The organism is Thermobaculum sp. T2p (genome assembly GCF_059335935.1).
Genome location: NZ_JANZYQ010000039.1, coordinates 1 through 13586, shown reverse-complemented (window position 1 = coordinate 13586; position 13586 = coordinate 1). Strand labels below are relative to the sequence as shown.

At 49.2% G+C, this 13586-nt stretch carries 7 protein-coding genes; 2 read left to right on the top strand and 5 right to left on the bottom strand.

What is annotated here, in order from left to right:
- Positions 1-65: 65 nt before the first annotated feature.
- The 5 genes from fusA to rpoB form a co-directional block, all read right to left on the bottom strand.
- Positions 66-2159 carry an elongation factor G gene (gene fusA / locus N2245_RS14360; protein WP_494537391.1) on the bottom strand — a complete coding sequence of 698 codons (2094 nt, stop codon included), beginning with the start codon at positions 2157-2159 and terminating at the stop codon, positions 66-68.
- A 40-nt stretch (positions 2160-2199) separates the two neighbouring features.
- A complete protein-coding gene (gene rpsG, locus N2245_RS14355; protein WP_494537390.1) occupies positions 2200-2673 on the bottom strand; it encodes a 30S ribosomal protein S7 in 474 nt (157 codons plus the stop codon).
- A 28-nt stretch (positions 2674-2701) separates the two neighbouring features.
- Positions 2702-3127 (bottom strand): 30S ribosomal protein S12, encoded by a 426-nt coding sequence (gene rpsL, locus N2245_RS14350; protein ID WP_494537389.1) that lies wholly within the window; start codon positions 3125-3127, stop codon positions 2702-2704.
- A gap of 116 nt (positions 3128-3243) precedes the next feature.
- Positions 3244-7470: a DNA-directed RNA polymerase subunit beta' gene (gene rpoC / locus N2245_RS14345; protein ID WP_494537388.1), complete on the bottom strand. Its 4227-nt coding sequence runs from the start codon at positions 7468-7470 to the stop codon at positions 3244-3246.
- Positions 7471-7488: 18 nt separating this feature from the next.
- Positions 7489-11100 (bottom strand): DNA-directed RNA polymerase subunit beta, encoded by a 3612-nt coding sequence (gene rpoB, locus N2245_RS14340; protein WP_494537387.1) that lies wholly within the window; start codon positions 11098-11100, stop codon positions 7489-7491.
- Positions 11101-11299: 199 nt separating this feature from the next.
- On the opposite strand from rpoB, the gene murJ reads away from it, so the two are divergent.
- Both murJ and trmD read left to right on the top strand, forming a co-directional pair.
- Entirely contained in the window at positions 11300-12844 is a 1545-nt protein-coding gene (gene murJ, locus N2245_RS14335; protein ID WP_494537386.1) for a murein biosynthesis integral membrane protein MurJ, read from the top strand.
- 2 nt (positions 12845-12846) lie between these two features.
- Positions 12847-13575, top strand: a complete 729-nt coding sequence (gene trmD / locus N2245_RS14330) for a tRNA (guanosine(37)-N1)-methyltransferase TrmD (RefSeq protein ID WP_494537385.1) — start codon at positions 12847-12849, stop codon at positions 13573-13575.
- Positions 13576-13586: the final 11 nt, after the last annotated feature.

Below are 13586 nucleotides of genomic sequence, written 5' to 3'. Positions count from 1 at the left end.
CGCCAACCTCAGGCCTCCTTATAGTAAGTATTTTTTTGTTTATTAGCTTAGTTTTTACCCACAATCTAGCGCTTGTTCTTAGCCTGTATCTCAGCGCTGATCGATTGTGGAACTGGTTCATAGTGATCAAACTGCATAGTGTATGAAGCTCTACCTTGTGTCATAGAGCGCAGGTCAGTAGCATAACCAAACATCTCAGCCAATGGTACCTTGGCTCTAATAGCTTGGGCATTACCCCTTAGTTCCATACCTTCGATATGACCACGCCTTGAGCTGAGATCACCAGTTACGGCTCCCATGAACTCCTCAGGCGTGACGACCTCCACCAGCATTATTGGCTCGAGCAGTATGGGGCCTGCCTTTTGGGCGGCTGCCCTGAAAGCCATAGAACCGGCTATCTGGAAAGCCATCTCGCTGGAGTCAACCTCGTGGTAAGAACCATCGTAAAGGATGGCTCTTACTCCTAGGACTGGATAACCAGCCACCACTCCATTATCCATAGCCTCTCTTATACCTGCTTCTACAGCAGGAATGTACTCACGAGGTATAACACCACCTGTGATCTGATTGACGAACTCAAACCCAGTCTTGTCCTCTAGAGGCTCGAGCCTAATCCATACGTGGCCATACTGGCCTTTACCACCGGTCTGTCTGACAAATCTACCTTCCGCCTCGGCAGGACGGGTGATGGTCTCGCGATATGCCACCTGTGGCCTACCTATATTTGCGTTCACCTTGAACTCACGTGTCATTCTATCGACTATAACCTCAAGGTGAAGCTCACCCATGCCACTAATGATCGTCTGTCCACTCTCAGGATCGGTCTGCACGCGGAAGGTTGGATCTTCCTCAGCCAAGCGTGTCAGGGCATTGGCCATTTTGTCTTGGTCAGCCTTGGTCTTAGGCTCTATAGCGACAGAGATCACAGGCTCTGGGAACTTGATGGATTCCAGCACCACAGGTGCGGACTCATCAGCCAAAGTATCACCGGTGAAGGTGTTCTTCAAACCTACAGCTGCTGCTATATCCCCTGCAAATACTTCGGATACTTCTTCTCGGTGATTGGCATGCATCCGAACCAGTCGTCCTATTCTTTCTCGCTGGTTCTTGGTAGTGTTCATTACATAAGATCCAGCTTTGAGGCTCCCAGAGTATACTCGGAAGTAAGACAGCTTACCTATGAATGGATCGGCCACAATCTTGAATACAAGGGCCGAAAAAGGTTCGTTCTCGTCAACTGTTCTCTCTACCTCTTCGCCGGTGCGCGGATCTATACCTCTCACGGGAGGTATATCTATAGGAGATGGCAGATAGTATACTATAGCATCCAGCATAGGCTGAACACCTTTGTTCTTGAGCGCTGCGCCGCAGAGAACGGGCACAAGTGTGCGAGCTATGGTAGCTCTCCTGAGCGCCGCTCTTATCTGGTCAGGTGTTATATCTTCGCCCTCCAGGTAGAGCATCATGAACTCTTCATCCGCTTCAGCTATGGCCTCTATCATTTGCTCTCTTGCAGCAGCAGCCTCTGCCTCCAGATGCGAAGGTATAGCTGTCTCTTCCAGTCGAGTACCTAGATCATCTGTGTAGATAATGGCATCATAATCGATAAGGTCAACCACGCCCTGGAAATCGCTCTCAGAACCAATAGGTAGCTGGACAGGTACTGGATTAGAACCCAGCCTATCGCACATCATCTGGACTGTGCGCTCGAAGTTGGCCCCCATCCTGTCCATCTTGTTCACGAACGCTATACGTGGCACGCCATATCGGTCGGCTTGACGCCAAACGGTTTCGCTTTGCGGCTCAACACCAGCAACAGCGTCGAATACCACTACACCACCATCCAACACTCTTAGCGAGCGCTCAACCTCAACGGTGAAGTCCACGTGACCAGGGGTATCGATGATATTGATCCTGTGATCTCGCCAGAAACAGGTTGTGGCAGCTGCGGTAATAGTAATACCGCGCTCCCTTTCCTGTTCCATCCAGTCCATCGTGGCGGCCCCTTCGTGGACCTCACCCATCTTATGCACTCGCCCTGTGTAGAACAAAATCCTTTCAGTAGTAGTGGTCTTGCCGGCATCGATATGGGCGATGATACCGATGTTCCTTGTTCTTTCTAGTGCTGTAAGTCTTTCTTTTTCTACAGTTGCCGCCAACTTTAACCTTCCTCTGAATTCAAAGAGTAATTGTCAATATTTACCAACGATAGTGTGCAAATGCCTTATTGGCCTCAGCCATCCTATGGGTGTCCTCGCGCTTCTTGACAGTCGCACCCACGTTGTTCGAAGCATCTATTATTTCTGCTGCAAGCTTTTCGATCATAGTTTTACCAGCTCTGGCACGAGCTGACTGAATGAGCCATCTCATAGCTAGAGAAAGCCTGCGGTCCCCTCTTATTTCCACAGGGACTTGGTACGTCGATCCCCCAACACGACGAGGCTTGACTTCGAGCACGGGAGTTGCGTTCCTGATGGCCTGTTCAAACACCTCCATCGGATCTCTGTTTGTACGTTGACCGACAAGGTCAAAAGCCCCATATACTATCCTCTCAGCAACTCCCTTCTTGCCGTTCCGCATCACCTTGTTTATGAACTTAGCAACTACCACACTGTTGTAGCGCGGATCAGGCAAGACCTCCGGTTTCTTGAACGAATTGGGTCGACGTGGCATATCTACTTATTCCTCCACATGCTCATTATTACTTGGGTTTCTTGGTTCCATACTTGGAACGACCCTTCTTTCTATCTCTGACCCCAGCGGTATCCAAAGCACCACGCACAATGTGATATCGTACTCCTGGCAGATCAGGCACCCTTCCACCACGAATGAGCACCACAGAGTGCTCCTGTAGATTGTGCCCCTCGCCTGGTATGTAAGCGGTAACTTCCATGCCATTACTCAGCCGAACTCGCGCTACCTTTCGCAGAGCCGAGTTTGGCTTCTTCGGGGTAACAGTTCTCACTTGCACAGCCACCCCTCTCTTTTGAGGGGCTCCCTTAGGCTGTGGCCTGAGCCTACCGGCGTACCTACCAAGAGCATTGTTTGTGTACCTAAGTGCCGGAGCCTTAGTCTTCTTAGTTGGCTTCTGTCGTCCCTTACGAACTAGCTGATTTATTGTAGGCATTGAACACTCCTAGGCTTCCTACTCATTTGCAAATGCACACACAATTGTGGTTGGGCTGAGGACGCCCAACCACAATCAATAAATTTATCAGACGAAACCCTAGTAGTCAAGCTACTTTACTCAGTCTGCATCAGTCCTATAAGTGCGAGGTCATCAGTTGCAAGCTCAGTCTCTTCTGCTGTCCTCTTCTTCCAGCCAGAGCCAGCTGGTATAAGCTTGCCTATGATCACGTTTTCCTTAAGCCCTCTAAGGTAATCCACACTCCCATTTATAGCAGCTTCGGTAAGGACTCTAGTTGTCTCCTGGAATGAAGCCGCTGACAGGAAGCTACTAGTCCTCAGAGAAGCCTTGGTAACCCCAAGCAACTCATAGTATGCAGTAGCTGGGATACCTCCCTCAGCTATAACCCTGGAGTTTACCTCCATCAGGGTAAACTTATCTATAAGCTCACCAGGGAGCAGCTCAGTGTCGCCGGGATCATCTATAGTTACCTTGCGCAGCATCTGGCGCACGATTATCTCTATATGCTTATCATTGGTATTTACACCCTGACTTCTATAGACCCGCTGAACCTCGTCTACGAGATAACGCTGAGCTTCTTCCCTACCATTGATCCTAAGTATATCGTGAGGGTTAGAATTACCTTCTGTCAGCTGCTCACCCGCATTGACGTGCTGTCCATTCTCAACTCTAAGCCTGGCCGCTGCTGGTACTACGTACTCTTTCTCCTCACGGGTTATACCTGAGACTTCTATGCGACCATCACTGATTATGGCTTGACCAGCTCTTCGAGCCGTTATATCAGCCCAGGAATCGCCTTCCTTCCACCTAACCAAAGCCATACCTTGCACAACCGATTGGCCACTCTCGATTAGCAACTCAGCGCCTTCCGGGAACCTATACTTATCGATGAATGGATACTCGTAAACGATCTTCAGTTTGCGAGTACCATCCTCGTTCTCGGTGATCTCAACCGTACCATCCTGCTCAGATATGAGAGCTTGCCCCTTGGGCGTCCTGGCCTCAAATAGCTCCTCAACCCTTGGTAGACCACTTGTTATATCTCCGGACTCTGTAGCTACGCCACCAGTGTGGAACGTACGCATCGTTAACTGTGTGCCAGGCTCACCGATCGACTGAGCAGCAATAATTCCCACTGCTTCTCCTAACTCTATCAGAGAACCGGTGGCCAGGTCACGACCATAACACATCTTGCAGACACCAAACGAAGTCTCGCACTCGAGCGGTGACCTAACTACTACCTCCTGAATGCCGAGCTCCAGAATCTTGTCTCGCAGCTCCTCTGTTATCTCCTGGTTGCGCTCAACTATAACCTCCCCCGTCTCTGGGTCAACTATAGGCTTGGCAGCCACACGACCAAGCAACCTCTCTGAGAAGGTAGGAATCAGGCCACTCTCATCCTCTTCGTTCTTCAGTACTATACCGTTCTCTGTACCACAATCATCCTCGGTAACTATCACATCCTGGGCAACATCTACTAGGCGCCTCGTTAGGTAGCCAGAGTCTGCAGTTCGTAGAGCCGTATCTGCCAATCCCTTGCGTGCACCGTGAGTAGATATGAAGTACTCCAGAACTGATAGACCCTCTCGGAAGTTCGAGACAATGGGCAGAGGTATTATTCGACCAAGAGGATCTGCCATCAGGCCTCTCATGCCAGCCATCTGGCTGATCTGTTGCATGTTACCTCGAGCACCAGATATAGCCATCATCTTGATGGCACCGTAATCGTCCAGCGTCTCCTGTACAGCCTTGGTCAGTTCTTCTCTGGTTTCTGTCCAGATCTTGATCGTTTCTCGCTCGCGCTCCTCAGCAGTGAGTAGACCACGTGCGTAGTCCTCATCTACCATGCGAACTCTTTCATTAGCCTGAGCTATCAGATCCTTCTTGATACTAGGTATCTGGAGGTCATCTACGGATATAGTCATACCACCCTTAGTAGCATAATGGAAACCTATCCTCTTGATTACGTCTACTACCTGAGCTGTGCGCTCTCTACCGTACCTCCTATAAACCTCTGCCACAATGTTACGCAGCCCCTTCCTGTCGGTGACCTCAGATAGGAGCTTAGGATCACGTCGCATCTCAGCAGGTAGAGCATCTAGGAATATCAATCTACCCACAGTAGTCTCTACCGTCTGAGCATCGCCATTGTTGCCCAGACGCACCTTGATCGGAGCCTGGAGGTCAATGTAGCCAAGCTCATAGGCAAGCTGCGCCTCCTCAGGGTTGGCAAACATCTTGCCTTCTCCTTTGGCTCCAGGACGAGCTTTGGTCATATAGTAGACACCCAACACTATATCGTGTGTAGGCGTGACGATTGGATCACCGTTTGATGGCGACAGCAGGTTTACTTTAGAGAGCATTCTCTCCTTGGCCTCCTGCTGGGCCGCCTGAGATAGTGGTAGGTGCACCGCCATCTGGTCACCATCGAAGTCAGCATTGAAGGCTGCACATACCAAAGGATGGAGCTGTATAGCTGAGCCTTCAATTAGCACCGGCTCGAAGGCTTGTATACCTAGCCTATGTAGGGTTGGTGCGCGGTTTAGGAGTACCAGGTGCTCGCTCGTAACCTCTTCGAGGACGTCCCAAACCTCTGGGCGCATGCGCTCAACTATTCTCTTGGCGCTCTTTATGTTCACTGCATAGCCCTTCTGAACCAATCTACGCATCACGAAGGGCTTGAACAGTTCCAGCGCCATCCTCTTGGGTAGTCCGCACTGATGGAGTTGAAGATCAGGACCTACCACGATCACCGATCTACCAGAGTAGTCAACTCTCTTTCCAAGTAGGTTTTGGCGGAACCTTCCCTGCTTGCCTTTAAGCATGTCAGACAGGCTCTTGAGCTTATGCTTGCTCGAGCCAGCCACAGGTCTACCCCTGCGCCCGTTATCGATCAGCGCATCAACGGCCTCCTGTAGCATACGCTTCTCATTACGGATTATGATCTCAGGGGCGCCAAGCTCCTGCAACCTCTTCAATCTATTATTACGGTTGATGACCCTTCTATATAGGTCATTCAAGTCGCTAGTAGCGAACCGACCTCCGTCCAGCTGTACCATTGGACGTAGGTCAGGAGGCAGAACAGGAAGAGCTGTAAATATCATCCACTCAGGCTTATTTCCACTTCTTCTGAAGGCTTCTACAACTCTTAGCCTCTTAGTAGCCTTCTTCCTTCTTTGTCCAGATGAACTCTGCATCTCAAGCCTGAGTTCTTCCGCAAGCTTATCAAGATCAATATTCTTGAGTATCTCAAGGATAGCTTCTGCGCCCATACCAGCACGGAAGATATCACCGAACTCAGCCTGCAGCTGCCTGTACTCCGTATCGGTGAGCAGTGTCATGGGACGCAGCATATCGAGAAGCCTCTTCTTCTCCTCGAGCTGCCTGCGCAGAGCTTCTTTCTCCTTATGAGCTTGCTCAGCAGCCTTCTGACGATCAGAGGAGCCTGCAAAGAGCAATTGCTCCCTCTCGGCCTCCATCAGAGCACGAGCACGCTCGAGCTTATCGTCGTACTCCCTCTCTATGCGCGCTATCACGCTCTCTACGATGTCATGCAGCTCCTCTATCCTGGACTCATTGATGGCTTCCCCTTCTTCTACCAGCACATGCTGCCATGGCTGCCCCTTGCCGAACCAGATCTGCTCAGACGCAGCCTCACCAATCATGGAGGAGAGCTGCTCCTCAAGAGCATTAGCCTCCTCATCTATTGCAGCAATCTTGGCTTTCTTCTCAGCCAATATCTGATCCATGGATATCCTGCCCGCCTCTTCTATTCGGGCAACTTCATCTCTTGTACTCTGGTCAAGGTCTTCTATATTAGACGAAAGTACGCTCTCGATCTCAGCAGACCTACTAGCTAGCTCCTCTTCCAGGGAAGCTTTTATCTTCTCCAAAGCTTCATTATCTACCCAGGTAACTATGTAGGAGGCGAAGTACAATACACGCTCCAGGTTACGAGGAGACATATCCAGCAACAGCCCCATCCTGCTGGGAGTACCCTTGAAGAACCATATATGGCTGACGGGGGACGCCAGCTCAATATGGCCCATCCTCTCACGGCGTACCCTGGAACGAGTGACTTCTACGCCACACTTCTCGCATATAACGCCTCTATAGCGTATGCGCTTATACTTACCGCAATAGCATTCCCAATCCTTAGTTGGACCGAAGATACGTTCATCAAACAGCCCGTCTCTTTCAGGCTTCTGAGTTCTATAGTTTATGGTTTCCGGCTTGGTGACCTCGCCATAGCTCCAAGCCCTAATCTGCTCAGGTGAAGCAAGACTTATTCTTATAGCACCGAATTCATTAACCTGTACCATATCACTCTCCCTGCCGATCTATTCGCCCTTCTCAGGATGGCTTAGATCTATATCCAAATCGCTTATGTACTCACTTTGACCATCGCTGGATATGGACACCGGCACCAAATCTTCATTGAGAACCTCAACAGACAATCCAAGGCTCTGAAGCTCTTTCATCAACACCTTGAACGATTCTGGCACACCCGCACCGCTTATAGGCTCACCCTTGACTATCGCCTCGTAGGTACGGACTCTACCAACTGTATCATCAGACTTAACAGTGAGCATTTCCTGCAATGTATAGGCAGCCCCATATGCTTCGAGGGCCCATACTTCCATCTCGCCGAACCTCTGGCCGCCGAACTGAGCCTTGCCTCCTAGAGGCTGCTGGGTGACCAGGCTGTAAGGACCTGTGGATCGAGCATGTATCTTGTCCTCTACGAGGTGGGCCAGCTTCATGATGTACATAACACCCACGGCCACTGGCTGATCAAACTTCTCACCCGTACGGCCATCGTACAACTCTATCTTTCCATCTTCCGGTAGTCCTGCTCTACGGAGCTCTTCCTTGATCATCTCCTCAGAAGCTCCATCGAAGACAGGGCACGCTACCTTGAAGCCAAGAGTACTAGCTGCCCATCCAAGATGGCACTCCAGGATCTGCCCCAGGTTCATTCTTGAGGGCACACCTATAGGGTTCAGGATAACATCCACGGGTCTACCATCTGGGAGGAAGGGCATATCCTCTATCGGGAGTATCCTGGATATAACACCCTTGTTACCGTGCCTACCTGCGACCTTATCGCCCTCGCTTATCTTTCTCTTCTGGGCTATCATTACCCTGACCATCTGGTTTACACCAGCCGGTAGATCATCATTTTCAACCCGTGTGAACACCTTTACATCGATCACCTGGCCATGCACACCATTGGGAACCCGGAGGCTAGTATCTCTAACATCACGGGCCTTCTCAGAGAATATAGCCCTTAGCAGGCGCTCTTCAGCGGTCATTTCCGTCTCGCCTTTAGGCGTGACTTTGCCCACGAGTATGTCGTTAGGCTTGACCTCAGCGCCTACATAGACTATGCCTCTCTCATCCAAGTTGGCCAGCGCTTCTTCGCCCACGTTAGGAATATCACGAGTTATCTCCTCCGGCCCAAGCTTGGTATCGCGCGCCTCTATCTCGTACTTCTCGATATGTATCGAGGTATATACATCATCTCTCACTAGCCTCTCGCTGATCAGCACAGCGTCCTCAAAGTTACCTCCCTCCCACGGCATGAACGCTACGAGCACGTTCTGGCCGAGGGCTATTTCACCATTGCTTGTGCTGGCGGAATCAGCGATTATCTGCCCAGCATAAATCCTATCACCCTTGTTGACTATCGGACGCTGGTTGAGAAGCGTGTCCTGGTTAGTGCGAACGAACTTCTCGAGTTCGTAGGTCCTCAGGTTGCCGTCGTCTTCCTCAACGACTATCCTCTCAGCAGTAACGCTACGCACGATACCATCCGCTTTAGCTATCACCACTTGACCGCTATCTCGGGCAACCTGGGCCTCGACACCTGTACCAACTACTGGAGAATCAGGCACCAACAGAGGTACAGCCTGTCTCTGCATGTTGGCACCCATTAGAGCTCTGTTAGCATCGTCGTGTTCAAGGAACGGAATCAGGGAGCTAGCAACACTTACAACCTGCTTCGGAGAGGCGTCAACGTAGTCCACCTCATCAACTGGCACGATCATGAACTCAGTGCCTCCACGACGCAGGCGAATGCTAGCTCGAGCCTCAACTCTATCCTCAAGGAAGTAACCCCTCTCATCGAGAGGAGAGTTAGCCTGAGCGACGGTAAACAGATCTTCCCTGTCAGCCGACAGGTACTCGACCTCGTTCAAGACCCGAGGCTTGACCTTGATTTCATCGAGACCTAGAGTGACTATCTTCTCAGCCAATTCCCGAGTGATTTCAATCCCTGCAGGCACAACTTCTTGACCATTGGAGTCCATGATAGACTCCCTCGTTATATGGCCAACCATGGCATCGATAGAATCCCCAGGTACCGACTTCACCACCTTTCGGTAAGGAGTCTCGATGAAACCATATTCATTGATCCTGGCATACGTTGCCAACTGACCAATAAGTCCAATGTTAGGACCCTCAGGGGTCTCAATAGGACATATACGTCCATAATGAGATGGATGCACATCACGCACATCCAGTCCAGCTCTATCTCTGCTAAGACCACCAGGACCAAGAGCAGACAATCTTCTCTTGTGGTTGATCTCTGAGAGCGCATTCACCTGATCCATGAACTGCGAGAGCTGGCTGCCACCAAAGAATTCTCGCATAGCAGCCACTACGGGGCGGATGTTTATTAGGTTGTTAGGAGTAGCGCTCTCAGCATCCTGGATGGACATGCGCTCCTTTATGACCCTCTCCATGCGGAGCAGACCAACACGGAACTGATTCTGTATCAGCTCACCAACCGCCCTGACTCGCCTATTACCTAGATGATCTATATCGTCCCCTTCCTCCTCGCTGCCAGGCGGTAGGTTATTCAACCTTATAAGGTTTCCTACGATATTGATCAGGTCACGGCCTGTTATTGTTCTTAGCCTTTCGCCATACACCCGGCTATCGATCTCAAAATCAAATGTGGGACCATTAGACCTCGCAACTACCTCGCGTAGCTGTTCCCACTTGCGAGTAAGCTTATACCTACCTACCTTGGCTAGGTCGTACCTACGAGGATCAAACAGCAACTGACGCAATAGCGTGCGAGCATTCTCGGGATTGGGAGGATCACCAGGTCTAAGCCTCCTGTAAAGCTCTACCAAGGCTTCCTGGCTGTTTTTTGTTGGGTCTCGCTCGATTGTAGCTGCAAGATTCTGGTAGCGACCGTCGCGACTAACCTTACCATATAGAGCCCATAGCCACTCATCTGTACCAGGAGTAGTCGGGCCCATGTCGCCTTCAGCCTCAACAACCTCCGAATCTATGGCAGCAACCGCTCTCAGGAGAACGGTTACAGGAATCTTGCGCTTGCGATCTACCTTGACGTACAACACATCTTTGTTAGAGGTCTCAAACTCAAGCCAAGCACCGCGGTTGGGGATAAGCTTTGCGGTCCAGAGGGTCTTCCCACTGGCTTCATCAAATATGTCCTTAAAATACACGCCCGGCGACCTAACAAGCTGGGAAACCACTACCCTCTCAGCCCCATTTATAACGAAGGTACCCTTCTCGGTCATGAGAGGGAAGTCGCCCAGAAATATCTCCTGCTCCTTTATCTCGCCGGTCTCCTTGACCAGCAGGGTAGCCTTCACCTTCAAGGGCGCGGAATAAGTAAAATCTCTCTCTCTGCACTCCTTTTCGGTATACCTCGGCTGCCCGAAGAACTGACCCGAATCTGGCCTATCAAAACGGAGCTCCATTAGACGACCAGTGAAGTCCACCACTGGGTTTATCTCGTCGAAGAGCTCCTGAAGCCCTTCCTCCTTAAACCAGTTAAATGAATCCAACTGGATCTGAATGAGGTTGGGCATTTCAATAGTATCTGGTATACGAGCGTAGGACTTTCTTTGAACTTTAGATGCTGGACGTGTTTGAGTTTCAACGCTAGGTCTAACCTGCGAGGTGTTCGTCATTTACTACTCTCCTCAAAACTTGGGGGAAATGAGACTGGCCAAATCTCTTGTTTTGTGAAAAGCTCTATCACAAACTCTCTCTAGATAGGATGCGGCCCTTTATAATAACAAGTAATCATCCTATGAGTCAATACTTTTTAGCAAAATCCTAGTATAAAACTCAAACTAGTACTATACCATAAACTGAGACGAAATAAAGGTGGATAAGCGACTAGCACGTTTTGCCATAATCACCACCCTTGCTTTTATAGTAAGCAGATTATTAGGTTTACTTCGAGATCAAATCATAGTAGCCCATACAGGTGCTAACTACCAGTTTAGCGCTTATGTACTGGCAATGCAGATCCCAGACACGATATTTGTCCTGCTATCTGGAGGTGCGCTTGCATCCACTTTCATTCCAAAGTTCCTCGAGGTAAAGGGTAATAAAGGGGAAAGATACGCGCTGAAACTAGCTAAAGAAGTACTACTGATAATCGGCATAGGCACCCTGATCATATGTACACTCATATGGTTGTTGGCACCATACATAGTAGACCATGTGCTTCTTAGAGGATCTAACGATCCCCGAGTTCCTCGGCTCACGTCGGAGCTATTGAGAATAGTTCTGCTGCAACCTATTTTCCTAAGCTTATCCACGGTGGCCACATCCATATTACAGTCGTACGAGAAATTCCTCGTTCCCGCCATAGCTCCGATCTTCTATAACCTTAGTATTATCGCCGCCGCGATATTCTTATATCCAATGTTTGGAATGATAGGCATAGCCTCAGGAGTAGTCATAGGGGCTCTGCTGTTTTTGTTACTACATATACCTCAATTAGCAAGACTTGGTTTGAATAGAGGGCTGAGAATAAGAGGTCTAAGCTCCGAGATAAAAGATATCCTTTTGCATATCGTTCCTAGACTCTTCTGTCAAGCGACAATACAGATAAACCTACTAATAGCCGTAGTATTCGCCAGCAGAATTGGCTCAGCGGAAGTAGCTGCTTTCCGGCTGGCTTGGGTGGTATTCTTTCTCCCTATAAGCGTCTTCAGCGCTAGCATAGGAACGGTCACTCTACCAAGGTTGTCACAGAACGCTGTAGAAAGGGAGCTAGAAAGCTTTAGAAGACTGCTCCAAAGCTCTATCACTACTGTAACATTTATCATACTTCCCGCATCCGTGGGGTTAGGACTAATAAGCACACAGGTAATAAGACTTCTCTACGAGCACGGAAAGTTTGACCGATCCGATACCATAGCCACCGCAAGTATACTCTCACTCATGAGTCTAGGGATGATTGGCTACGGCATGCTTGACTTACTACCCAGAGCCAGCTACGCATTATCCAAAACCTTGCCTCCGGTTATCAGCTCTCTAATAGGAACGATCTGTAATATTTCTATCGTTGAACTGCTTATCAGTAGGATAGGCATAGAAGGTGTAGTACTCGGCTTTATCATCTCAGCGCTAATCAACTCCACGATACTGATTATTTATTTATCTGTTAGTATTGGCAATCTCTTAGACAGAACATTCTTTATATCTATAGGAAAGCAGATAGTCGCCAGCGCATCGATAGTTCCGGTAATCTATGTGACACAACAATTTGCATCTTCAAACTTATTCCTGCAGGTATTAGTACCTGTAACCTCTGCATTTATCGTCTATGTATCAGTAAGCGTGATGTTTAGACAGAAGGAATTAGAGATAATAGTTAGATCCCTAATACCCGAAAAAATTCTAGAGAGGGTAAGTTAGTTATGAGGTTTGATGTCTTTACCCTCTTTCCACAGATGTTTCAGGGGCCACTTACCGAGAGCATAATCAAGCGAGCAGTTGAAAGAGGCATAATCCAGATACATATTCACAACATTCGCGATTGGGCCACAGACAAACATAAAACCGCCGACGATTATCCATATGGAGGCGGGCCAGGCATGGTAATGAAGCCCGAACCTATATTCCTGGCAGTGGAAGATGTTCTTGGGAAATCCCCTGAGGAAAGAGGTGATACACCTATCATCTTGATGAGTGCAAGCGGTAGAAGATTTGAACAAAAACTTGCCGAGCAGCTATCCCAAAAAAAACGCCTGGCCCTAATATGCGGACATTATGAAGGAGTTGATGAAAGGGTTAGGGAACACCTTGCAACCATGGAACTATCTATAGGGGATTACGTCTTAAGTGGTGGCGAGCTACCGGCAATGGTGGTAATAGACGCTGTAGCCCGCCTGGTACCAGGAGTTATAGATGAGGAATCCAAGAATGAGGAGTCTTTTACTTCCGGGCTATTAGAATATCCACAATATACAAGACCAGCAGAGTTCAGAGGCATGAAAGTTCCTGATATCCTACTCAGCGGCAACCATCAAGCCATCGCCAGTTGGCGATTAGAACAAGCTCTTAAGAGAACACAACAAGTTAGACCGGACTTGGCTGCTAAATGGGTACAGTCACACCGCGCAAAACAGAAAGAAGAGGATTGTTGATAACTGATATA